At 31.7% G+C, this 24,740-nt stretch carries 25 protein-coding genes; 17 read left to right on the forward strand and 8 right to left on the reverse strand.

Translation table 11 applies throughout. The features are described from left to right. The first annotated feature begins 185 nt into the window (after positions 1-185). From BN2665_RS03960 to BN2665_RS03970, 3 genes are read left to right on the forward strand one after another with little or no spacing between them, the layout of a single operon-like run. On the forward strand, positions 186-1,229 hold the full coding sequence (locus BN2665_RS03960) for a M42 family metallopeptidase (protein ID WP_055665824.1): 1,044 nt from the start codon (positions 186-188) through the stop codon (positions 1,227-1,229). Then, complete coding sequence (locus BN2665_RS03965) at positions 1,220-2,218, forward strand: M42 family metallopeptidase (RefSeq protein WP_055665825.1); 999 nt, start codon at positions 1,220-1,222, stop codon at positions 2,216-2,218. The genes BN2665_RS03960 and BN2665_RS03965 overlap by 10 nt, the downstream gene beginning before the upstream one ends. Positions 2,219-2,239: 21 nt before the next feature. Next, complete coding sequence (locus tag BN2665_RS03970; RefSeq protein ID WP_055665826.1) at positions 2,240-3,229, forward strand: hypothetical protein; 990 nt, start codon at positions 2,240-2,242, stop codon at positions 3,227-3,229. A gap of 143 nt (positions 3,230-3,372) precedes the next feature. On the opposite strand, the gene BN2665_RS03975 is transcribed toward BN2665_RS03970, so the two are convergent. From BN2665_RS03975 to BN2665_RS03995, 6 genes are all read right to left on the reverse strand, one after another. Beyond that, positions 3,373-3,939, reverse strand: coding sequence for a cob(I)yrinic acid a,c-diamide adenosyltransferase (locus BN2665_RS03975; RefSeq protein WP_055665827.1), 567 nt, complete (start codon positions 3,937-3,939; stop codon positions 3,373-3,375). Between the two features lie 328 nt (positions 3,940-4,267). Further along, positions 4,268-5,557: a radical SAM/SPASM domain-containing protein gene (locus BN2665_RS03980; RefSeq protein ID WP_195892655.1), complete on the reverse strand. Its 1,290-nt coding sequence runs from the start codon at positions 5,555-5,557 to the stop codon at positions 4,268-4,270. A 241-nt stretch (positions 5,558-5,798) separates the two neighbouring features. After that, positions 5,799-5,927 (reverse strand): cyclic lactone autoinducer peptide, encoded by a 129-nt coding sequence (locus tag BN2665_RS26160; RefSeq protein WP_082435787.1) that lies wholly within the window; start codon positions 5,925-5,927, stop codon positions 5,799-5,801. Positions 5,928-5,932: 5 nt separating this feature from the next. Further along, positions 5,933-6,523: an accessory gene regulator ArgB-like protein gene (locus BN2665_RS03985; protein ID WP_055665829.1), complete on the reverse strand. Its 591-nt coding sequence runs from the start codon at positions 6,521-6,523 to the stop codon at positions 5,933-5,935. Between the two features lie 226 nt (positions 6,524-6,749). Next, positions 6,750-8,036 (reverse strand): sensor histidine kinase, encoded by a 1,287-nt coding sequence (locus tag BN2665_RS03990; protein ID WP_055665830.1) that lies wholly within the window; start codon positions 8,034-8,036, stop codon positions 6,750-6,752. Positions 8,037-8,048: 12 nt separating this feature from the next. Continuing rightward, a complete protein-coding gene (locus BN2665_RS03995; protein WP_055665831.1) occupies positions 8,049-8,777 on the reverse strand; it encodes a LytR/AlgR family response regulator transcription factor in 729 nt (242 codons plus the stop codon). Positions 8,778-9,092: 315 nt separating this feature from the next. On the opposite strand from BN2665_RS03995, the gene BN2665_RS04000 reads away from it, so the two are divergent. The 9 genes from BN2665_RS04000 to BN2665_RS04040 all read left to right on the forward strand — a co-directional run bounded on the left by BN2665_RS04000 (position 9,093) and on the right by BN2665_RS04040 (position 16,878). Then, the gene (locus tag BN2665_RS04000) at positions 9,093-10,526 is read left to right on the forward strand and encodes a glycosyltransferase family 39 protein (RefSeq protein ID WP_055665832.1); all 1,434 of its coding nucleotides are present in this window, start codon (positions 9,093-9,095) and stop codon (positions 10,524-10,526) included. Then, a complete protein-coding gene (locus BN2665_RS04005; protein WP_055665833.1) occupies positions 10,514-10,897 on the forward strand; it encodes a GtrA family protein in 384 nt (127 codons plus the stop codon). The genes BN2665_RS04000 and BN2665_RS04005 overlap by 13 nt, the downstream gene beginning before the upstream one ends. A gap of 21 nt (positions 10,898-10,918) precedes the next feature. Next, entirely contained in the window at positions 10,919-11,887 is a 969-nt protein-coding gene (locus BN2665_RS04010) for a glycosyltransferase family 2 protein (RefSeq protein WP_055665834.1), read from the forward strand. 160 nt (positions 11,888-12,047) lie between these two features. Continuing rightward, positions 12,048-12,389 (forward strand): DUF2304 domain-containing protein, encoded by a 342-nt coding sequence (locus BN2665_RS04015; protein ID WP_055665835.1) that lies wholly within the window; start codon positions 12,048-12,050, stop codon positions 12,387-12,389. Continuing rightward, positions 12,386-12,736, forward strand: coding sequence for an EamA family transporter (locus BN2665_RS04020; RefSeq protein WP_055665836.1), 351 nt, complete (start codon positions 12,386-12,388; stop codon positions 12,734-12,736). The genes BN2665_RS04015 and BN2665_RS04020 overlap by 4 nt, the downstream gene beginning before the upstream one ends. 89 nt (positions 12,737-12,825) lie before the next feature. Beyond that, positions 12,826-13,521: an ABC transporter ATP-binding protein gene (locus BN2665_RS04025; RefSeq protein ID WP_055665837.1), complete on the forward strand. Its 696-nt coding sequence runs from the start codon at positions 12,826-12,828 to the stop codon at positions 13,519-13,521. Positions 13,522-13,524: 3 nt separating this feature from the next. Then, on the forward strand, positions 13,525-15,096 hold the full coding sequence (locus tag BN2665_RS04030) for a putative ABC exporter domain-containing protein (RefSeq protein WP_055665838.1): 1,572 nt from the start codon (positions 13,525-13,527) through the stop codon (positions 15,094-15,096). 20 nt (positions 15,097-15,116) lie between these two features. Beyond that, the gene (locus BN2665_RS04035) at positions 15,117-15,794 is read left to right on the forward strand and encodes a fructose-6-phosphate aldolase (RefSeq protein WP_055665839.1); all 678 of its coding nucleotides are present in this window, start codon (positions 15,117-15,119) and stop codon (positions 15,792-15,794) included. A 112-nt stretch (positions 15,795-15,906) separates the two neighbouring features. Beyond that, positions 15,907-16,878: a MerR family transcriptional regulator gene (locus tag BN2665_RS04040; RefSeq protein ID WP_055665840.1), complete on the forward strand. Its 972-nt coding sequence runs from the start codon at positions 15,907-15,909 to the stop codon at positions 16,876-16,878. A 78-nt stretch (positions 16,879-16,956) separates the two neighbouring features. Here BN2665_RS04040 and BN2665_RS26860 read toward each other — a convergent pair whose 3' ends face one another. After that, a complete protein-coding gene (locus BN2665_RS26860; protein ID WP_154674860.1) occupies positions 16,957-17,124 on the reverse strand; it encodes a hypothetical protein in 168 nt (55 codons plus the stop codon). A gap of 20 nt (positions 17,125-17,144) precedes the next feature. After that, complete coding sequence (locus tag BN2665_RS04045) at positions 17,145-18,071, reverse strand: DMT family transporter (protein ID WP_055665841.1); 927 nt, start codon at positions 18,069-18,071, stop codon at positions 17,145-17,147. Between the two features lie 147 nt (positions 18,072-18,218). Here BN2665_RS04045 and BN2665_RS04050 point away from each other — a divergent pair, with 147 nt between their 5' ends. The 5 genes from BN2665_RS04050 to ptsG all read left to right on the forward strand — a co-directional run bounded on the left by BN2665_RS04050 (position 18,219) and on the right by ptsG (position 24,709). Further along, positions 18,219-19,568 carry an aminotransferase-like domain-containing protein gene (locus BN2665_RS04050; protein ID WP_055665842.1) on the forward strand — a complete coding sequence of 450 codons (1,350 nt, stop codon included), beginning with the start codon at positions 18,219-18,221 and terminating at the stop codon, positions 19,566-19,568. Positions 19,569-19,627: 59 nt separating this feature from the next. Further along, positions 19,628-20,197, forward strand: a complete 570-nt coding sequence (locus BN2665_RS04055; protein ID WP_055665843.1) for a class I SAM-dependent methyltransferase — start codon at positions 19,628-19,630, stop codon at positions 20,195-20,197. Further along, the gene (locus tag BN2665_RS04060) at positions 20,191-21,072 is read left to right on the forward strand and encodes a class I SAM-dependent methyltransferase (protein ID WP_055665844.1); all 882 of its coding nucleotides are present in this window, start codon (positions 20,191-20,193) and stop codon (positions 21,070-21,072) included. Before BN2665_RS04055 ends, BN2665_RS04060 begins: the two co-directional genes overlap by 7 nt. A gap of 9 nt (positions 21,073-21,081) precedes the next feature. Further along, positions 21,082-22,353 (forward strand): radical SAM/SPASM domain-containing protein, encoded by a 1,272-nt coding sequence (locus BN2665_RS04065; protein WP_055665845.1) that lies wholly within the window; start codon positions 21,082-21,084, stop codon positions 22,351-22,353. Between the two features lie 331 nt (positions 22,354-22,684). Continuing rightward, positions 22,685-24,709 carry a glucose-specific PTS transporter subunit IIBC gene (gene ptsG, locus BN2665_RS04070; protein ID WP_055665846.1) on the forward strand — a complete coding sequence of 675 codons (2,025 nt, stop codon included), beginning with the start codon at positions 22,685-22,687 and terminating at the stop codon, positions 24,707-24,709. Positions 24,710-24,740 lie beyond the last annotated feature (31 nt).

A 24,740-nucleotide genomic window follows, 5' to 3' on the forward strand; every position in this document is an offset into this window, starting at 1 on the left:
TTGAGTTTTCAAAAAATTTTCTGTAGTCTGCACTACAAAAAAATAGATTTCTCAATAAAAAGTTAATAGGATTATAAAAGTAGAAAAAAGTAAATGTTTTCTTTGCGCTTAGAGATAATGATTTTTTTATGTTAAAATAATATATAGAAGGTAAATTTACTATATTTAATCTAAGGAGGGTATTTATGGAGGAAAAGCAAGTTTTAAAGGAGCTATGTGAGGCCCATGGTCCTAGTGGCAGAGAACATTGGTTATATAATAATGTAAAAGCTATATTTGAACCTCTTGTTGATAATTTGCTTATGGACAACTTAAACAATATAATCATGAAAAAGCAAGGGAGCGGAAAAGGTAAGATAATGATAATGGCTCACTTGGATGAGGTGTTTTTAACGGTTACAGAAATATTAGACAAAGGTTTTTTAAAATTCAAAGCTAATGGGATAGATGCAAAAACCTTGGTTTCTCAAGAAGTTATAATTCATGGAAAGAGGGATATTCTTGGTGTTATAGGTATCAAGCCCCCGCATTTAATGAAGGATGAAGAGAGGAATACTGCAATTAATATAGATAACCTTTTAATTGATACGGGATTTTCGGAGGAAGAAATTAAAGGATTGGTTAATATAGGTGATTTTGTCACCATCAAAAGAGAATTTTGCGAATTGTTGAATAATAATGTAATTTGCAAGGCTACGGATGATAGAGCGGGTATTACAGCTATGTATAGCTGCGCTAAAGAGCTAAATAATGTAAAGCATGATTTAGATGTATATTTTGTCTGTTCCGCTCAAGAGGAGGTTGGCCATAGAGGAGCGAAAACCGCTTCTCATATAATAAGACCAGATGTAGGAATAGCTATAGATACTACCTTTGATGGTGGAAGACTAGGAGATGAGGAAAGAGGAAATAAATTAGGAGCAGGGCCTGTAATATGTATTGGACCTAACATTCATCCCAGGCTTAGAAAACAGTTGATGGATATAGCAGAAGAATACAATATTCCTTTTCAAGTAGAAGTAGAACCAGGTAATACAGGCACGGATGCTTGGGACATTCAGATAACCAGAGAGGGAATTGCTACGTTATTACTATCTATACCTATAAAGTATATGCATACCTCAGTGGAGATGGTAAATTTAAAGGATATAAAAAATACAGGAAGAATTATAGCAAAGCTTATTGAGAAACTAAACTTTGAAGTATTGGAGGAGATTTTATGCTTTTAGAAAGTTTATGCAATGCAGCAGGACCCTCTGGTTATGAAGGAGAAGTAAGAGAGCTTATAAAAAAGGAAATTATAAATTATGTAGATGAGCTAAAGGTAGATAAAATGGGGAATATAATAGCTCATAAGAAGGGAAAGGGTCCTAAAGTAGTGGTAGATGCTCATATGGATGAGGTAGGTTTTATAATTACAGGCTTTAATGAGGATGGGACCCTTAGATTTCAGGCTTTAGGTGGAATTAACAATAAAATAATTCCTTCAAAGGTAGTGACTATTGGAGAAGACAAAATACCTGGAGTTATAGGACTAAAACCAATTCACCTTCAATCCTCAGAGGAGAGAAAAAAAGGTATAAGCTATAGTGATTGCTGTATTGACATTGGTTCAAACTCAAAAGAGGAAACAAAAGAGCTAATAAAGCTAGGTGAGTACGTAGTTTTTCCTACAGAGTATGGAACTTTTGGCCATGGACTTATTAAAGGAAAGGCCTTTGATGATAGAATGGGTTGTTATGTTTTAATAGAGATTTTGAAGGAAAGTTATGACTGTGATTTGTATGGAGTGTTTAATGTACAAGAAGAAATTGGCGAAAGAGGAGCTTTTGTAGCCTCTTACAATGTAAAGCCGGATATAGGTATTGCCTTGGAAGGCACAATTTGTGCAGATATGCCTAACATTCCCCCCCATTTAAGTGCTACAGAGGTAGGGAAGGGACCGGCTATATCTATTATGGACAGGACTAGTATTTTCAATGATGATATAGCAGAAGATATTATTAAGGTAGCAGAAAAGAATAACATATCCTTTCAAAGAAGAAGAGCTATAGCAGGGGGGAATGATGCTGGTGCTATTCATATGTCTAATGACGGAGCTAAAATAGCTACAGTATCAGTGCCTTGCAGGTACATTCATTCTTCTGTATCTGTAGCTTCTATTGAGGACATAGAAAATACAAAAAAATTGATGATTGAGTATTTAAAAACATTATAGGGAGAGGGAGAGGTAATATTTATGGATGGATTATTAAATAGATTAGTTACTGCTTTTGGTGTAAGCGGACATGAGGATGCTGTAAGAAATATTATTATAGAGGATCTAGAAAGACTTCAGGTAAACTATACTATAGATAAGATGGGTAATCTAATAGTTGCTCTTAATAATAAAGAAGGAAAACAAGATAATAAAAAATATATGTTTACTGCTCATATGGATTCTATAGGAATGATCTGTACTTATATAGATTCAAAGGGTTTTTGTAGAATGGGAGCGCTAGGGGGCTTTAAGCCAGCTAACATGGTAAACAATTTTGTCCAATTTGAAAACGGAGTTTTGGGCAGGGTTGGTATAGAAAAAGATGGTGGAGATATAGAGGATTTATTTGTAGATATTGCAGTAAACAATAGAGAAGGGGCTTTAGAGAAAATTAAAGAAGGGCATGTAGCCTCTATAAATGGATATGTTTTAGAAAATGAAGATTTTATAACAGCCCCTAATTTAGATAATAGAGTAGGCTGCTATATATTATTGAAGACCATAGAAAAGCTTGTAGAAAATAAAGAGTTTTTATCTAATATAGATAAAGAGCTATATTTTGCATTTACTACACAAAATAATTTAGGGGGAAGAGGGGCCAGAGCTGCAGCCTATGCCATAGAGCCTGAATATTGCATAGTAATAGATATGGAAGACACTAAAGACTGTATAGGAGCTAAAGGAAAGCTTGAGTTATCCAAAGGACCAGCCATTAAAATAATGGATAGGACTCTTATAATGCATCATGAAATAAAGAATATTATAGAGGGGGCCGCTAATAAAATGGAATTAGATATTAATTATTTTGTAGGAGAGGATGCCTCAGAGGGTGGAACCATTCATAAAGAAGTAGATGGAGTAAAAACAGGCACCTTGTGCATACCTTGTAGATATCTTCATACTAATGAAGAAATGGTAAGCTTTAAGGACATAGAGCTTACTAGAGAATTAATTTTTAATATGTTATAAAAGGCAAGGTCTAGTATGTAATATGCTTAAAAATAAAAGTCAGGTGATGGACTCACCTGACTTTGAAGGGATGGGAAATTAATGGAAGTATATGATATAATGTGTATCTATTTAAAAAGATAATTGCGAATTTAATATTGGGATTAAACCCATTCTTTCATTATGGTTTCCGGTTTGTTTTGTAGGAAGTTTAAAAATCTAGATAGTGTAAACATAAAATCTGATAATCTATTTATATACAAATAGCTCTCAGGATATTCACTGACTTCCTTCTCAATTAAATATTTTACGAAAACCCTCTCAGCTCTTCTAACCACTGATCTAATCACATGAGCATAGGTTCCTTCCTCACTGCCGCTATAAAGAATAAATTTCCTTTGAATAGGCATAATAGAGGCCATTCTATCAATTTCCTTTTCTAAAATTCCTACATTTTCTTTGGATATTTTAATTTTAGTAAAGTTCATAGATATCTCTACACCCATATTAAATAGAGCATTCTGTATATCTATAATTAAATTAGTTATATGCTCTTTTTCTTTTTCATCAATAATTTCATTTTTGCTTATTAAAGCATTTAGATAGCCTATATGTGAATTTACTTCATCAATACTACCTTGTAAATCTATAAAATTGCTGGCTTTAGATATCCTTTCACCTAAAAGATTTCCTGTGCTACCTTTATCACCAGTTTTTGTATATATTCCCATATGATTCACTCCTTAAAGATAAACAATTATAATTTGTAGAAAATTGTTTATCAGCAATATATTTATATAATTACAAATACATAAATATATTACCCTCATAAGAATTATAAAATTCATACCACTAGCTAATAATAATTAATATTACTTTATAATTATTATTAATTATATTATACCATATTTATTTCAAATGTCACCTATTTTTTAAAAAAAATAAAAAGTCTATAGGGAAACAACTTAAGCTAATAACTTGTATATGGCTCATAATGGTCTAAAGATGCCATTTTGAAACATATACAAGTTAAGTTTTCCTATAGATAATGAACCTATGCTATAGCTCTAAAATATTTTCTTTAAAGTTTTCCTTATGTTTTAAATCGTTATAATAATGTAATAATATTTTTTCCTTTGGATTTAAGAAATGATGATTATTATAAGGGCATTTTATTAATGTATTTTCTTTGGCCATAGCACAATTTCCTGAATGTAAGGGCAGGTAGGCACAATTAATACATTTTTCTTTGTTATTCAATGCCATATTCTTATGTCTATAATAAAGTTCTTCTTCAGAAATTATAAATTCTCCTTGATCACTAATATGTCCATAATAGTAGCCTAGGCTAGATGAAACAGGACAGGGAACTACTTTTCCATCAGGATTTATAGTTATAAAATTATTATTAGAAGCAGGGCAATGATTTAAGTAAGCTTTTTCCATGTCAAAAGAAAATCCTTGGTCAATTAAATATCTATGTAATTCATAAGCAGAGGGAATGTCCTTTGAACAGTCCATTAAGTTTATTTTAATATCTATATTTTTTCTATAATATAATGGTATGAACTTTATACATGAAAGAAGAATGTCATAATTAAGCCTTGTTATGTTTAGAGTAAGCTTAACATCAATAGAGTTATCTAGAATTTTTTTTATATTAGATATTATAGCTTTATATAAGGATCTCATATATTTTGTATACAGGGCTTCGTTGTCCTGACGACTTCCCAAGGGTAAATTAATGTGTACATTTTTTAGCTTTATACTTTTTAAATTTTTTATAATATCTTCATTAAATAGATAACCGTTAGTTATAATTCTGCTTTCAAGAGCTATATTATTATTTTCGCATAAATCCACTATCTTTTTTGATACATTTAAAATTTGATTTGCCTTAAGCAACGGTTCGCCGCCACACCAAACCAGTTGTATCTTATTATAATTGCCCATATTGTTATTAATAAATTTTAAAATGTTATTTAGGGTGTCATTACTAATATGCGTATTTCCTTTAAAATGGCATTGATCGCATTTTATATTACAATCTAAATTGGTTTGTATTTTTATTCTTAAGGTTTTACTATTAAACCTTTCCTTTAAATATTGGAAGTTCAATTTTTCTAATTCGTTAATATTCTTTTTTAATACAATTCCTTTTTCCAATAATTTAACGAGGCAATTAATTTCTTTAACATTGTAGCTTCTTTTTACTAAATTATCCATCAACTCCTTTATAATTGAACTCTCACTTTTATTATATACAATGTATTCCTTAGAATAGGTATTATATATAATAGAATAGTCCTCTTCCAAATCCATAACTATGTTGTAATTTGAAAATTTCATTGAAAATCCCCCTAAACCAAAATCCAAATCCATAACAATATTCCCCCATCCTAATTCAGATGAGGGAAAGGGAAGAGTGATTTAAATTTTTATATATAAATTTAATTTTATACGGTGTTCTGCACATTCAGGTGTGAAATGTGCAGAGATAGATGTAATTTAGTAAGTTTGAGGAACATTAAATTCTAAGTTATGTGAATAAATTAGAATTTATAATAAAGAATGATAATTTATACATTCCTTATTTTTGTTTCTTTAGCTTATCAGGCATCTTTGGTTGATAAGTTAACATTATGCAAGCATTAGTACTTGCGAAGTCCGCACCTGATTTTGCAGCAGATGCTAATAAATTTAATAATTTCTTTGACATAGGATTCACTCCTTTAAGGATTTATTTTGTATTTTTCCAAGTATTAAGGTAATGCCTTGGAAAAAAATTGACGCTGCTGCTATATTGCAATATATAATAAATTCTTTATTTAAAACAAAGAATAATATTATTAAAAGAACCTCAAAACTTAGAATTAATAAGCTCTTTTTCCTATATATAACATAGTCTTCTTTAGAAAACGGCTTATTAGGAGTATCTATAGGAGCGTAAATTATAGTGATTACCGTAGCTACTATGATTAGTAAAAATAAAGTTAAAGAGTTATTGAGCCAAGCTATGTTTTTAAAGGTCAATATGCTTGAAAAGCTTAATACACTTGAAATAATAAAGCATCTAAAGCAAGTACTAGCATGGTAGCCGCCAGAATTCACTCTCAATAAACTGAAGAAGCCTATAAATACAATTAATTCCATAATAGAATCTAAAAAGAACCCTAATATCAAAAGTCCTAATATTTCGAAAATAGTTGATAATATAACTTCTAAACCGAAAATGATGACATCATAGTCATCAAATTTTATGATGTCTAGGTTTACGAGTTTTTTTGATAAATTTTTAGCCATAGTATTAATCATAAAATTCACCTATTCATAATATTAATATGACGGCTTGTCCATCTCAATTTTTATTTTATAGCAGCGGAACTAAATTTAAAAGGGGTTTTGCAAAAGAGGTAGTTGAAATGTAATAACTAGACGATTGTTTGAAATTAATGTAACTATATGAAGTTATATGAAGAAGAATTTAGAGTAAAAGTCAACTATAATTGTATACTAAAAAAGCGACTCATGTCGCTTTTTCCTATAGTGCTATATTAATTGAAAACTTGTCTCCCAAGTCTTCAATTTTAAGAAGTCCATCATATTTATCAACTACATAGCGTATATTTTCAATACCAAAGCCATGGTTTTCTTTATCTTCTTTTGTAGTATTAAGAGAAGAATTTATAAAATCTAAATTTTTATTATTACATATTTTAATTATTAGATGATCACTTTGTATGTACATCTTTACTATTATATTCTTTTCTTTGCATTTTTCACAGGCTTCTATGGCATTATCTAAAGCATTTCCTAAAATTATGCTGATATCTGTAGAATCAATCCTTAGCTCTTTTGGAATTTTTACGTCTACCTCTAGATCAATATTTTTAGCTTTAGCTATAGCAAACTTAAAATTTAATATGGAAGCAATGATTGCATTATCTATATTCACGATAGTATTGATCTCTTGCATGGTAGACACTAAATTTTCAGTATAAAGCTTAGCATCTTCAACATTACAAGTCTGTAAAAGTCCATAAATGCAGCCAATATGGTGATTAAAATCATGTCTCTGAGCTCTAAGGCTATGAGTTAAATCTTCCATGCTTTTAATATAGTTTATTTGTCTTTTGTATTCGGTCTCTCTTAACTTCCATTCGACTTCCTCTTGAGAAAATTTTATAATTTCATTTATAATTTTTATAAGAATTGATATAAAAATTATAGTTGCAAGACTTATTATGAATACCACTAGTTTTTTTGTGTTAGCTATATATTCGCTTTTGTACAAATTAAATATAGATATAACTAAACTAATAGAGAAGAGTAAAACGATAATTATCTCATATATTTGAACTTTCTTTAAAGTTATTACTTTGATTTTTAATTTTTTTAATATAAGTATAAATATGAAGAATAGAGACCTTATTAATACGGATGATATAGCTCTGTAAATTGTATATTGGGTGATTGAGTTTGTGCTAACATTAAACACAGAAGTAACAATAAGTACACCTATAAATTCAAACAAAGAAATAAGAATTAAAAATGTTAATATATTTAAAAGTATATAAATAAAATTTGATTTAAAAATAATTATAAAGTTTATAGTTATAGTTACTATAGATGTAATTACTACAAAAGGGCTAGCAACACCAAAAATAAAATTAGCGCAGAAAATGATAGAAGCTTGAAGTAAAAAGATTAAAAACTTATGTATACTTTTAAAGCTTCTTTCTTCTAAAAAGGAGTTTGAAAATATATATAGCAAATAAACCTCTATTACAGCTACAACAAACTCGAAAATTTTCCAAGGTAATGTCATTATGAATCCCTCCTACTTAAATAAAGATTTGCTTAGAGATTCTTTAACATTTTTTATAAAATTTCTGCTTACAGGAAGATACTTGTCCACATCTTTTACATATATTTGCTGATTCTTATATGAAGCAATGTGATTGTTATTTACAATAAAGCTTTGGTGGCATTGAGTAAAATACTCCATATCAAGCTCATCCATTAAATTTTTAAAGGAACCATAAAACTCATACTCATTATCAGAGCATACTACTTTAACCTTTCTTAGGATTTTTTCAAAATAGCATATATGAGAGTATTTTATCTTATTGGTATAATCTTTAGTATTTAATTGAAAAAGCTTTTCTGTAGAGGATAAACTACGAATCTCTTTAAGTCTTTGCATACATTCTTTCAGCAAAGGCTTAAACTTATCATAGGATATAGGCTTTAATATATAATCAAAGGCTCTAATAGAAAAGGCATTTAGGGCATAGTCTTTAAAGCCAGTTATGAAAATTATAATGGCTTTAGGGTTTATTTCTCTTAATTTTTTACCTAATTCTAATCCATCCATACCCTTCATTTCTACATCCAACAGAAAAATATCAATGGTCTTACCTACTATTTTTTTAAGAGTTTCTTCCCCACTAGAGCTGGTTATAATGGATATTTCCTTTTTTGATTCCTCCATAAATTTCTTTAAATAGTTTTCTATTATCTTTACTTGAGCAGAGTCATCATCACATATGGCAATAGTATAGCTCATTTAAATCACTTTCCCCAAATTATATTATTTGATACAGCTGAAAAAGGTCAGATTTTTACAGTTAAAACCATATTTTATCATATTATGCTGTATATACCTATATTATATAACAAAGTCTAGCAAATGTAATCATTTATTAGATAATAATCATTTACATCGCTTCTTTTCATAGACCTTAATAAATTCTTAATAATTTTGTAAGAGTATTGAAATAGCTTTATAAGTTTTTATAAACAATTATGGTTTAAAGTAGTAAATAAGGCATCATTATTTTAAAGTTTGCAGACTTTAGTTAAAGAGTGAAGGGAGAAGGACATGGGAAGCAGTGCAAGAAATTTTACAAAATTTATCAATATAGCTTTGAAGGTATTGATTTCACTTATAGTAATAAGTTCCTTTATAAAGCTTATAGATTATTGCAAGAACGGAATACAGCCTTTTAATATAGCTATGACATTGGTTTTTATAGGGTTAGCCGTTTTACTATATATAAAAACAAGGGACAAATATAATAAAAAAATAGTATTAAGTTTAATTTTATTAGGAGCTCTACTAATTAGAATAGCTTGGATATTGTCCATCAATAGTCGTCCTATATCAGATTTTAGAATAATTTATGAATCTGGAAGTCATTTTTTAGAGGGAAGCTATGGTGCTTTTAAAGGTACTGGTTATATAGCTAGATTTCCTCATTTAACTGTACTTGTATTATATTTTGCCTTTATACAAAAGTTTTTTGCTTATCCACTAATGGTGATTAAAATTTTCAACGCTTTATTTTCTACATTAAATGTACTGTTTATATACCTTATAGCAAAAGAGGTATTTAATAATGAGAGAAAAGCGTTGTGGGGAGCTTTTATTACAGCTTTATATCCTCCACTAATAACTTATGTAGCGGTGTATTGCACAGAAAATATAGCCATACCTTTTTATTTAGCTAGTGTTTACTATTTTATATTAGTGATGAAGCACAAGAAAAAGGATACTTGGTTGTTGTTTTCAGCCCTGTTGTTATCTATAGGTAACTTGTTCAGAATGGTAGCACCGGTAATGGTTATTGCTTATTTAATGTACTTATTCATATATGGGGAAAAGAAATTGAAGGATAAAGGAAAAAGCGCTCTTTATATATTAGGTGGATTTTTAATACCTTTGATATTAGTAAGTAATCTTTTAAGAGTTCTAGATATTACGGAATTTCAGCTTTGGAAGGGCAGTGAGCCTTCTTGGACCTCAGTTTTAAAAGGAACAAACATTGAGCATGGAGGACGATGGAATGAAGAAGATGCTGCTTTGCCAGATAAATATGATGGGGATTATGAAAAGGTAGAAAAAGCAGCAAAAGAAGTTATAAGACATAGACTCACAAGTACACCAAAAGGAGAGCTGGCTAAATTTTATGCTAGAAAATATATATTTCAATGGATAGAAGGAGACTTTTCAGGAACCTACTGGGCTAAGGAAGGTGTTGAGGAAAAGGATATAAAGTTAGATTTGGAAAAAAATGCTGTAGTGTATATGCAGATGTTTTATTGTATATTACTATTCCTAGCTTATAAAGGACTTTTTAATAAAAAACAATACTTAGATAATCCTATTATTAATTTGTTTTACATCATATTTTGCGGATATGGTTTGCTTTATCTAATAACAGAGTCCCAAGATAGATATTCATTCATTGTCTGCTGGTTATTTTTAATATTAGCCTTAACAGCGGGAGAAAGGACAAAACTATGGAAAGATTGATGAAGTTTGGTTTTGTGGGGGTAATAAATACCTTAATAACAATGACAATTTACAATTTATTAGTAGCTTTAGGTGTCAATTATTTAATAGCCAATGTGATAGGCTATGGGTTTGGTACCATTAATAGCTATATTCTAAATAATAATTGGGTTTTTAAAATGAAAAGCAATAAGATAGGAACCTTTATAAAGTTTCTATCAGTAAATATATTATCTCTAGCAATAAATAGCGCTGTGCTATATGGCATGGTTTCAATATTAGATTTTAATAAGTCCATAGCCCAAGTAGGAGCTATAGCATCAGGTATGATAGTTAATTATCTGGCTAATAAATTTTGGACTTTTAACATAGAAGAAATAAAGGAAGTTTAAGTGGAAAGGGTAGTGTAGTTTATGAATAAATTAATATCAGTGGTTATACCTATGTATTTTGAAGAGAAGGTAGTTAACGAGTGCTATTCTAGGTTAACAAAGGTTATGAAGAACTCTTCATATGATTATGAATTAATATTTGTTAATGATGGAAGTACAGATAATACTCTAGAGATGCTCTCTAATATAGCTCAGAAGGATAGCAGAGTAAAAGTAATTGATTTTTCTAGAAATTTTGGTCATCAAATAGCAGTTACCGCAGGAATAGATAGAGCTAGGGGAGAGGCCGTAGTGGTTATAGATGCAGATTTACAAGATCCTCCAGAGCTTATATATGACATGATAAAAAAATGGGAGGAAGGTTATGAAGTAGTTTATGCAAAAAGGAAAAAGAGAGAAGGAGAAACTTTTTTTAAGCTTATAACTGCAAAATACTTTTATAAATTCTTAAACTTTATGTCAGATATAGACATACCAAAAGACACCGGGGACTTCAGATTAATGGATAGAAAGGTTGTGGAAGTATTTAAGAATATGCCTGAAAAAAATAGGTTTATAAGGGGAATGGTTTCTTGGCTAGGTTTTAAGCAAACCTATGTAGAGTTTACAAGGCAGGAACGCTTTGCAGGCGAGACTAAGTATCCTCTAAAGAAGATGCTAAAGCTGGCTGAAGATGGCATAATATCCTTTTCTCATAAGCCTATAAAGATGATTACTAAATTAGGTGTATTATTTATGGGGATATTTTTCCTCCAACTGATCTACATTTTTGTAGCATTGATAGTTTCAAGAAATATTGCCCCAGCTTTCTATGTAGTTACTTATATAAATCTTATAACTTCAATAATATTAATGGCTATAGGCATTGAAGGTAAATACATAGTAAGAATTTATGATGAAAATAATAAAAGGCCTTTATATATAGTAAATAAGGAAATAAATATGAAGATTAAAAATGATGTTAAAGATAAATATAAGTCTATAGGATAAAAAATAAAGGATTTATCACTGCCTTACAGAGATAAATCCTTTATTTTTGTCTATTTGTTATAAATAAGCAGTTAAAGGATAATACTAAGCTGAGAACAGAGATGTTTGGGCTTAAGCTGTATAGTTACTTTAAAGTTCATAGGCAAGGGAGGAATGATTTATGAGTATTTATAGTTTTTGTGTAATTATGTCATTGATGTTCATTATGGTTACTTTATTTTTTATTAAGCGAAGATTGATAGATATAAGATATAGCCTTTTGTGGATATTTATAAGCTTTGCTATGCTGCTGATATCGTTAAATAAGAACATAATTGAGTATTTTTCTTTGGCCATGAATGTGAATTATGCACCTTCTTTACTTTTTTTGATAGGAATTTTATTTTGTTTTCTGCTAATTTTAAATATGACCATAATAATATCCAATATGCAAAGGAATATAACTCGTTTAACTCAAGAAATAGGAATATTAAAAAGCGAAGGGAATAGGTTGGATAAATGATGTACAGGTTAATTTTTATCAATATAATACTTCTGGTATTAGGTCAAAGTCTTTGGAAAGCAGGGTTAAGCGGCAAAGAATTAAACCTTTCCTTTAAAACACTTATGGGCTTAATTTTTAATCCTTATATCTTTATAGGTTTATTGATTTATATCGTAGCTACCTTAATATGGTTTTACGTACTATCTAAGGGAGAGTTATCCTTAGTATATCCTCTTCAAAGCTTATGCTATGTGTTAGCTGCACTGGTAGGGTTTTTGTTTTTTAAGGAGCAAATACCTTTTACAAGATGGATAGGTATTGGACTTATAATACTAGGGGCTTTTTTTGTTTCTTTAAAGGGGTAAAGGGAAATATGCTATTTAAGGCAAATTTAATTTATTTTTTTACAATTAAGTATTACAATAAGGTTATATGGTTTTAAGGGGGAAAATAAATGCTAAAAGTAACTAATCTTAGAAAAACCTATCATAAAGTTGAAGCGGTAAAGGGTATAAGCTTTCAGGTGGAGGCTGGAGAAATCGCTGTATTATTAGGACCTAATGGCGCAGGTAAGAGTACTACTATAAAATGCGTTACAGGGCTTTTAAAATATGAAGGGGATATAAATATTTGTGATAAGCACAACAAGACTCTTCAGGCTAAGAGAGATTTTTCCTATGTGCCAGAGGTGCCTTCCATGTACGACTTGCTTACGGTATATGAGCATATAGAATTCATGGCTAAGGCTTATGATATTAAGAATTATAAAGAAAGAGCAGAGGCGCTTTTAGAAAGATTTGAGCTAAGTGATAAAAGGGATAAATTAGGAAAAGAACTCTCCAAGGGAATGCAGCAGAAGATAAGTATTTGCTGTGCTCTTATAACTAGTCCTAAGGTTATATTATTTGATGAGCCTATGGTAGGGTTGGATCCTAAGGCTATTAAGGAACTAAAAAAGGTGTTTTTAGAGCTTAGGGAGCAGGGAGCGGCTATAATAATAAGCACTCATATCATAGATAGTGTGGACGAATTATGGGACAAGGCTCTTATAATGAAAGATGGAGAGGTAGTTTTCGCAAGGACTAGACAAGAGCTAGTCGACAAGAACGAATCTCTAGAGCAAATATTCTTTGAGGTTACGGAGGGATAAGCTATGAAACCCTTAATATATATAATTAAGAAAAGTGCTAAAAATAGCCTTAAAGAACTGAAAAAGCACCCTGCCAAGCTTATAGTATATGTAATCTTCATAGCTTTAATGGTGCTTTCTATAACTTTCGGCACAAAGAGACCAGCAAATAAAAGTTATTTAAAGAATGCCATTGAAATGTATAAGGCTGGGGCCCTAGCCATTGTTCTTTTTTCTTTATATACCTCAATAAGCACAGGGTTGAAGAAGGGCGGAACCTTTTTTAGGCTAAGTGATGTGAATTTTTTATTTACTGCGCCAATTTCGCCACAGAGAGTTTTAATATATGGCTTTCTTAAGCAGATATATGCTTCCATAATAATGATATTTTTTCTTCTATTTCAGATACCTAATTTATATAATTTTTTTCCTATAAAGGACTATGGAGCACTTTTAATATTTTTAGCTATATTCTTATTGACTTTTGCTAGCTCTATATTAGGAGTTCTCACTTATTCCATAGCTTCAAAATCCCTAGCTATAAGGGAGAATATAAAAAGAGCATTATACGGTGTTTTAGCCTTATTAGCAGGGGGATTTTTATTGAATCTTTTAAAAGCAAAGGATTTAAGCACTGCTCTTATTAATTATATGGGCAGTGATATATTTGCTTATGTGCCCTTTGTTGGCTGGTTAAGAGCCTTGTTTATATCGGCTATAAATGGTATAGATGTTATGTCTATTGTTTATTTATTATTGTCCATAGCTTTTATAATACTATTACTTTACATTATTTATAATATAAATACAGATTATTATGAGGATGCTCTTTCTGCCACTGAAACTAGAGAAGAGCTATATAGGATGGCAAAGGAAGGAAAGAGTGGAGCAGCCCTTGCAGCTAAGAATGCCAAGGTAAGGAAAGTAAAGGCTGACTTCAGTGCTTCCGGGGCAAAAGCTATATTCCAGAAACAGATTTTAGAGCAGAGAAAGTTAGGTATGATCTTTGTAGATAAGAATACTTTTATCATAACCTTTAGCAGCGTGGTATTTGGGTATTTTGGGCCAGAAAAGAGCATTATGTCGGTACTATATTTTTCTGCCTATATGCTTTTGATATTCTCCTTCCAAGGCAAATGGTCACAGGAATTAGATAAGCATTATATATATTTAATTCCTTGCTCCTCTCAATCAAAGATATTTTATGCAACCATGGCGGATAATATTAAAAATTTAGTAGATGGATTATTTATATTCATAATATCTTCCATTTTATTTAAATCGGACATAATAGCAGGAATCTTTGCAGCCCTAGCCTATGCTAGTTTTGGAGCATTATTTATGTATGTGGATCTGGTTATAAGAAGATTTTTAGGCTCTAAGCTAAGCAAAATGGTAACGGTATTTTTGAAAATAATTATATTAATAATATTAGCGATACCAGGCATTGTGGTATCCATAGTGTTTATGACCACCTTTAGACCTTTGTTTGGTGCATATACCTCTTACTTAGTAGTTATAATATACAATACACTTATAAGCTTTATAAGCATATTGATATCTAGAGAGATGTTTGAACATTTAGAGATGGTATAAAATTAGAAAGGAGAAGGACTATGCTTTATTTATTAGATACTGCCAATATAGAACATATAAAAAGGGCATTAGATTATTATCCCATAGCAGGAATCACTACTAATCCTACCATATTATCGAAGGAAAAAAGGGAACCCATAGAACATCTAAAGACTATCAGGAAAATTATCGGAAAAGATTTAACCCTTCATGCACAGACTCTAGGTTCTACAGCAGAGGAGATAATAAGAGAAGCCTACTATATAAAAGAGAATATTGATGATAGGGTATATATAAAAATTCCAGTGATGGCAGAAGGAATTAAGGCTATAAAAAAGCTTAAGGCAGAGGGTTTTAATGTCACTGCCACAGCCATAATCACTCCTTCTCAAGCTCTTATGGCAGCAGTAGCAGGAGCGGATTATCTAGCGCCTTATGTTAACAGAATTGATAATATAAGCGGCAATGGGGTACAGGTAGTAGAGGATATTTTAAAGGGGATAAATCATTACAACTTACCTTCTAAGGTGGTGGCAGCTTCCTTTAAAAATATTCAACAAGTTCATGAAGTAGCTAAAAGAGGGGTTCATGCCATAACTATCGCAGCAGATTTAATGGATAAATTATTGGAACATCCTTTAACAGATTGGAGTATAGAGCAGTTTGAAAAGGATTGGGAAGAAGCTTACGGAAGAAAAGGCTTATATGATATAAAATAAGATATTTTAGAGTTGTGCAAAAAATATTTATATATTTTTCAAAAACCTATTGACTGCAACGTTGCGTCGCACTGTATCATAGTTGTAAGAAATGTTAACAGGGGTGTTGAATATGGGTGATTTAATTAAAATTCGAGAAGTTTCATTAAAGTATGATGTTTCTGCCCGTGCATTAAAGTATTATGAAGATATGGGGCTCATACAAAGCACAAGAAGCGATAACTATGCATATAGACTTTATGATGAAATCGCAATAAAACGGTTAGAACAAATTCTTATTTTAAGGAAACTTAATATTAAAGTAAAGGATATTCAAAGAATTTTTAATTCTGACAGCTCTGATGTTGTTCTTGAAGTTCTTACTCAAAAGGTAACAGATATTGACGATGAGGTTGCTTTGTTGCACGAGTTAAAGGACATTATACTTGATTTTATAAAACAGATTGAAAAATTTGATTTTCAGAATGATAGTGATGTTAAGCTTCTATATGAAAAAGCAAAGGATATTGAGCAGCAAATTGTCAATGTAGATTATAATGGAAATTCTGCTTCAGTAAAGCGACTTATTGATGTAGCTGAAAAACTGGAAAAAAAGCCAGATATCAGGATTGTTGAATTTCCAAAATGCAGGATGGTAACATCAGGAACATCTACAGAGCCAGACCTTTTCTCGCCAGATGGCACACTAATGCGCTTTGATAGAATGTGGACAAGACTTGATGAAAAAAGAAAAGACAGGTTTTTTGCTCGAGATTTTATGTGGTATGACCCAGAAACCAAAGGAACGGTATGGTGGTATGCCATAGAAGACTGGGTAACAGAAAGGGATACTGAAGGTTTTGAGATTATTGACTTTGAAGGAGGTATCTATGCTGCTGCCATATCAAAAGATGGAGATCATGATGATGGTGCGAGAGTAATGAATGGGATCTATGATTGGATAGTAAACAGCGGATGTTTTGAGACAGATGACCGTTTAGGACATTATCCTATGTATCATATTGCAGGTTCTCCAACAAGTGATAAGATATTAGGCTATGGACAACTTGAAATTTTTAGACCTATTAAGCCGCGTTCAAAATAAAAAAATCTACATTGTATACAATTAACGCTAGATATATTAGGATGGCGGAAAATTTACTTAATTTTCCGCCATCTTTCTTTAATTATTAAATATATTTGGTATATAAGAGTAATGTAACCCGTTAAAGTCATCAATTTTATAGCTAACCACTAAATTATCTTTTAGAATTATGGTTAAAGCAGAATTATCTCCATTAGATTCAGTAGAGTTTGGCAGATATATCAATGCTTTATAGGTAGGTTCCATATCCTCAACACCCTTTGAATTTAAGAGTGTTTACGTGAAAATAGTATTCTATCCCCAAAATTAGTTCCAATTATCCCAAGAATAATCATCACTGCTCCAAGGATATGAAAATATTGTAGAGTTTCTCCTAAAAATATTACCCCTGCAAGCATAGTTATCAAGGTAGAAAGATTATTAAATACGCTCATCTTAGAAGCCTCTATTTTAGATAGCGCATAGTTTACAAGCAGTGATGTGATAAGTGAAGATAATATGCCTAGATAAACTATTGAGCCCACAAATAATGGATTGGTAAAGGGCTTAAAGTAAGCATTGAGAGTTCCCTTTAGAGCATGGTCAATAATAGCCATAATATTAAAAGATACAAAACCTATAGCAGTTGTAATATAAGTTAGGCATATGGGGGTATATTTTCCGGTCATCTTTCTCGCCAATACATTATTACCAGCAGAGGAAAGAGCGGATAAAAGAATTAGCACTATACCTATAAAAATATTGCTTTTTAAGTTTATACCCTTCATGAAGAAGATATATACTACCCCTGCCACAGATAACAACATTGATATTTTCTGTAATATGCTAGGGCGCTCCTTTAAGAAGATTGTTGAAAATATCATTGTAAAAATGGGGATAGTTGCTTGAATAATCCCTGCTTCAGAAGAGGAAATATAAACTAGTCCAAAAATCTGAAAGCCAAAAAACATGGTGGGATAGAACAATGAAAGGGGAAGAATGCGAAGTAGATCCCTTTTATTTATATCTAATTTAATCCATCCTAATAGAACAGGTATGGAAGCGAATATGAAAGATACTGTAAAGCGGTGAGCTAGCGTATCAAGAGGGCTAGTTAAAGTTAGAGTTAGTTTTGAGAATAAAAATGAGAAGCCTATTATAAGAGCGTATAGCATAGCGGCAATATAGGCCTTTTTTTTATGTGAAAATTTCATTATATATTCCTCCTAGAGCCATAGATGTCTATAGCTTTAAATTTATACCATAGGGCATACTTATATGTTAGTAGATTAGTAGTTATGGTACAATACAAATAAAAACAATCTATACCGGGACAGATTTAAATATAGAGGTGGAAAGCTATGTATAAATATTTAGAAATATTAAATCATCTGGAGAGCTTAATTCAAGCTGGTAAGTATAAAGAAGGAGATAAGTTACCTTCTATTCGGGCTTTTACCGAGAGTTATGGCTGTAATAAAAGTACTATCATAAGAGCTTTAGAGGAACTAGAGAGGCAGCATAGGGTCTATTCTGTACCTAAAAGCGGATATTATGTGGTTAAGAGAAAAAATACTGTTAATAGTAATAAAGAATTGTTATTGGATTTTGCGTCTTCTGCTCCCGATCCACAGGTTTTTCCTTATTTAGATTTTCAGCATTGCATTAATGAAGCCATTGATATATATAAAAATGAGTTATTTATATATGGAACCTCTAAAGGATTACCTTCTTTAATTAATATTATGCAAAAGCATTTAGCTAATTATCAGGTCTTCACAAATAAAGATAATATTTTTATTACCTCTGGGGTTCAACAGGCCTTGGCCATACTGACTACTTTAACCTTTCCAAATAAGAAAGAGGCTATTTTAATAGAGCAGCCTAGCTATCATTTATTTATAGATTATTTAGAAACTCATAAGGTTCCTGTAATAGGCATTAAAAGAACCAGTAAAGGCATTGATTTAAATGAACTTGAGAGGATATTTAAAACAGAAAGTATTAAGTTTTTCTACACTATGCCAAGATTTCACAATCCTTTAGGCACCTCTTATTCTCAAAAGGAAAAGAAGGCTATTGTAAAGCTAGCCGAAAAATATGATGTATTTATTGTGGAGGATGATTATTTAGCTGATTTAGAAGAAGACTCAAAGGCGGATCCTTTATATGCCTATGGTGACTTTTCTCATGTTATTTATTTAAAGAGCTATTCAAAGATTATATTTCCTGGTTTGCGTATAGGGGCTGCGGTTATTCCTGATGCAATTTTAGAGAGCTTTGGTAAGTATAAAAGGCTTATAGATGTAGACAGTCCTATGCTTTCTCAAGCAGCCTTAGAGATCTATATAAAAAGTGGTATGTTTCAGCGTCATAAACAGAAGATTAAAGACTCCTATTCCTTGAGAAGTCAATGTTTAGCGTCCACCTTAGAGAAACAATATGAAGCTTATAGTGATGTTTTTAAATATGAGTCTATTAAAAATCCTAGCATACACACCTATATAACCTTTGATGAGAAAATAAACAGGGAGAGGCTCATAAGTAGATTAAAGAAGAAATCTATTATAGTAGCTACAGAGCAAGGGCATTATTTAAGTTCATTCCCAAGAGAAAAAATGCTTAAATTAAACGCCACAAATGTAAAGGAAGAGCATATAGAGAAGGGTATTTCTCAGATAATTCAGGAGCTTAAAGATATGAAAATTTAAGAAGAACTATTTAGCAAGTATATGGTATTATATAAATAAAATGGATAGTGGAGAGATATATGAAAGATTTTGATAGGGTACATAAACACTATGATAATTTTATGAAGCTTTTTAAGCTGTATAAGGTAGAGGAAATAACTGATTTACTGAAGCTAAAGGGTAATGAGGTTGTGGTGGACATAGGGGGAGGCACAGGGCGCCTAGCAGAGTGTTTAAAGGGTAAATGCAAAGTGGTTTATGTGTTAGATGAGAGCCAGGGCATGCTTTCGAAAATAAAGGCTGGAGACGGTGTTATAGCCATGTTGGGTGATGCATTAAACACTAAGCTAGGCACTGAAAGCGTTGATAGGGTTATACTTTCAGATGTGTTCCACCACATAAAGGAACAATCAAAGCTTATAGAAGAGCTACATAGAATTTTAAAAAAGGATGGAAAGCTTGTAATACTAGACTTTGAGAAGAATAATTTGAAGGCCAAAATACTAAAATATTTTGAATACATATTGTTTGGAAGGCTCTATTTTAGAACTAGCAAAGAAATAATAGAATTGCTAAGGGAAAGATTTTTAGTAACTGAGTTTGTAGATAGAGGGTATTATTTCTTGATTCAAGGAGAAAAAATATGTTAAATAAATTAGTGTTCTATACTAAGATGGGATACAAGTTATTAAAGAGAGAGGTAGTAAATAAAAAAGACTATGTAAAAGAATATAATAAAGTAGCTGAAACCTATAAATACTGGCTTAGGGAAATGGGTAAGTATACGGATAGAATAATAAATTCAAAGCACATACTTGAAATTAAAGAATCTAAAATACTGGATTTCGCCTGCGGTACAGGATACATAACAAGAAGCCTTTTAGAGAAAGACTTTAAAGGTGAAATAACGGCGGTAGATTTTTCTGAAAACATGCTAAAAGAATGGAGAGAAACCTTAGAACAAGGAGTAAATTTAGGACATAGAGTAAATGTGGTGCATGCTGATGGCATAGAATTTCTGAAAAATACAGAACAGCGTTTTGATATTATATTCTTTGGATGGGCCCTTTCATATTTTAATTATAAGGAGCTCTTTAGCTTATTTAATAAGGTATTGAATAAGGGAGGCGTAGTAGCTATAATAACAAATACTCAAGGAACTCTTTATAGAATGGAGCAAATATTTTTAAAGGTAATGAAGGAAAATAGTGAAGAGATTATAAAGCCCATGGATATAAGATTTAATTTACCAAAAGGGAGTTTAGGATTAATCAGGTGGTTCAAGCAGTATGGTTTTGAAGCCTTAGAAACTGAAGAGAATGAAGTGGAGTTTCTATTTAATAAACCCGAGGAACTTTTAGAGTGGTTAAATAAAACAGGAGCTTTGGCAGGAACGGCTCAGATTTTTAGAAACTATGATATGGTGAAGGATAAGATTGTAGAGGAAATTAAAGGAGAAAAATGTAAAGAGGGTAGATATAGCATTAACCATAAATTTGCTTATGGCATTTTTAGAAAGGTGTAGGTGGATAGCATGAGGCTTGATATTAGAATGATGGCGAAAATGGCAGTGGATAAAAAGGTTATAAAGAACTTATTTCATATGTACAATATCCTAAAGGAGGATAAGAGCTTTAATATAAAAAAGTATATTAAATTAATCTATAATATGTTAAAGGGTGAAAAGATAGTAAAGTTTCAGGACAAATATGTGCTGAGCACCTTTTTACCTCCCTTTCCTTCCAGAGCTTTTATCGAAAATCTTTTAGCAGTAAAATCATCGAAAAACATTTTTACCCAGCAGATTTATGCCAAAAGAAGTGGTCCCATATCCATGTATTTATGTATAACCCATAAGTGTCCTAACAACTGCATTTATTGCAGCAGCAAAAATAGAAATGGAGAGCGAGAGCTTACTACGGAAGAATGGCTTCAGGTTATAAAAGATCTTCAAGAGATGAAAACTCCCATTATAGGGATTACAGGGGGAGAACCTTTGGTTAGAGAGGATATATATGAAATCATAGAGGCTATAGATGATAGAAGTACATCTATACTGTTTACCAGTGGATTTAATCTTACTCTAGAAAGAGCAAAGAAGCTTAAGAACTGCGGATTATTTGGTATAGGAATAAGCCTAGACTCCTATGATAAGAATAAACATAATGCAAATAGGAATAATGAAAAAGCCTTTGATTATGCTCTTGAGGCCCTTCAAAACGCAAGAGCAGCAGGTCTCTATACTATGGCACAGACAGTAATTCTAAAAAAAGATATAGATGAGAACAGTTTATTTAAACTTTTTAAATTAGCAAAAGAAAATGGTGCTCACGAAGTTAAAATATTAGAGCCTATATTAAGCGGCAATCTTCTAACGGAGCAGAATTTAAAGGATATATTGTACGAGAAAAAAGACAGAGCAGCGCTGATAGAGATACAGCATAAAGCAAATAAAATGAAGGGTTTTCCTAAAATCACCTCCTTTGCTTATACGGAAAGTGAAGAAAAATTTGGCTGTGGAGCAGGTACTCAGCATTCCTATATAAGTGCTTCAGGTCATCTATACCCCTGTGATTTCGTACCCATGAATTTTGGCAGCGTGAGAGAGCAAAGTATTAAAACACTATGGAAAGAAATGAACGAAGCCATGGGAATACCTAAGAATGGATGTTTTGCTCAGCAAATAAATAGACAAGTATATAAAGAAGCAAAGGGAATACTCCCGTTGAACAAGGTGGACTCCATAGCTATTTGTGAAAAAAATAAGTCGCAAAAATATCCTGAGTATTATAGAAGTCTACAATAGTTTTTTATAGAACTACTGTCTCATAAATAGAATAACCCTTTAGCTAAATTGTAGTAGATAAAATCCAATTGGCCGAAGGGTATTTTTGTGTATTAAAACTTAGCAAATAAGTAATAAAAATAAGATAAGTGTATTAAAAAGTAAAATCAAGTGTATTAGTGTATTAATATGTAATTATTTTCATAGAATATTTAAGAGAAATCAAAGCCTTTATCACTAAAAAATTAATACACTAATGTTGGCACAAAAGTTGCTGTATATATTGTTGTAAACAAAGATAAAATATTATTACTTTAAAAAATAGTTATAAATAATGAAAGGGGAATTATAAGTGTTTAAAAAATCCTTTGGTGTATTACAACAAGTAGGAAAAGCCTTGATGCTTCCAGTAGCTTTATTGCCAGCAGCAGGACTGTTACTTGCTTTTGGTAACATGTTTCAAAACCCTCAATTTTTAGGGGCAGTGCCAGCATTAGATGTAGCTTGGTTTCAAGGTTTAGCCAGAGTAATGGAACAAGCAGGCGGAATTATATTTTCTAATTTAGCATTACTATTTGCAGTAGGTGTGGCAGTAGGTTTAGCGGATGGAGAAGGTGTAGCAGGACTTGCAGCTATAGTTGGATTCCTAATCATGAATGTTACAATGGGACTTATCGTAGGTATAACTCCTGAAATAGTAGCATCCAGCAAGGCTTATGCAAATGTATTAGGCATTCCTACCCTTCAAACAGGAGTTTTTGGTGGAATTATAGTTGGGGTTATAGCAGCACAGGTTTATAAGAAATTTTATAACATAGAATTACCTCCATACCTAGGTTTCTTTGCAGGAAAAAGATTTGTACCCATAGTTACAGCAGCAGTGGCAGTAGGCTTAGGTATTATAATGACTATTATATGGCCTCCAATTCAAAATGGACTTAATGCATTTTCACAGAATATGATAGATGCTAATAGAACTTTAGCAGCTTTTGTATTTGGAATAATTGAAAGAGCATTAATACCTTTTGGGTTACATCATATATTCTATAATCCATTCTGGTATCAATTTGGAGAATATGTTAATAAAGCAGGGCAAGTGATAAATGGTGACCAGCAAATATTCTTTGCTCAAATGAAGGATGGAGTTGCCTTCACAGCAGGTACCTTCATGACAGGTAAGTTTCCATTTATGATGTTCGGGTTACCAGCAGCAGCTTATGCTATTTATAAAGAAGCAAGACTAGAAAAGAAAAAGCTGGTAGCGGGCATTATGGCTTCAGCAGCCTTGACTTCTTTCTTAACAGGAATTACAGAACCTATTGAGTTTTCATTCTTATTCGTAGCGCCAGTATTATTTGGAATACACTGTATATTTGCAGGGTTCTCCTTTATGATAATGCATATATTAAATATTAAAATAGGTATGACCTTCTCAGGCGGTGTAATAGACTTTATTCTATTTGGAATAATGCCAGGAAGAACTGCCTGGTGGTTAGTAATTCCAGTAGGCTTAGGCTTTGCAGTAATATACTACTTTGGCTTTAGATTTGCCATTAGAAGATGGAATTTAATGACCCCAGGTAGAGAGCCCGATGAAGAGGCAGCTACAACAGCAGCTTCAGCTAAAGGCGATCAATTAGCAGTTCAAGTATTAAAGGCTTTAGGCGGAAGAGAAAACATAGGTAACTTGGATGCTTGTATAACCAGATTAAGAGTAAGTGTTAAGGATATAAAAGATGTAAATAAAGAAGAATTAAAGAGATTAGGTGCTTCTGGTGTAATGGAAGTTGGAAATAATATTCAAGCTATTTTTGGACCAAAGTCAGATCAATTAAAAGGCCAAATAAAAGATGTCATGGCAGGAAAGATAGTAGAAGAACCTATAGAGTTAAGGGATGATAAAAAAGAAGCAGCATTAAATGATGGTGAGGATATTGCCATTGCTATGGATGGAAAATTATTAGATCTATCTCAAGTGCCAGATGAGGTATTTTCTCAAAAGCTAATGGGAGACGGATTTGCCATAGAGCCAGAAAACGGAGAGGTGGTTTCTCCAGTAGATGGAACTATAGCTACAGTTTTCCCTACAAAGCACGCTATAGGCATAACTTCAGACAATGGTTTAGAGATATTAGTTCACTTTGGAATTGATACAGTTAATTTAAAGGGTGAGGGCTTAGAAGCTAAGGTATCTCAAGGCGATAAAGTAAAAGCAGGTCAGTTGATCCTAAAGGCTGATATAGAAAGCATAAAAGGAAGGGTACCTTCAATAATAACTCCAATAATTTTTACTAATTTGCCTGAAGGAAAAGCAATAAAGGTTAAAACTGGAGCTTTAGTGAGAAAAGGGCAGAAGGGTTTAGTTACAATAAGATAATGTCCTAGGGATTTTAATAAGAGCATGTTGG

The sequence above is a fragment of the Desnuesiella massiliensis genome (assembly GCF_001403615.1).
Classification (GTDB): Bacteria; Bacillota; Clostridia; order Clostridiales; family Clostridiaceae; genus Desnuesiella; species Desnuesiella massiliensis.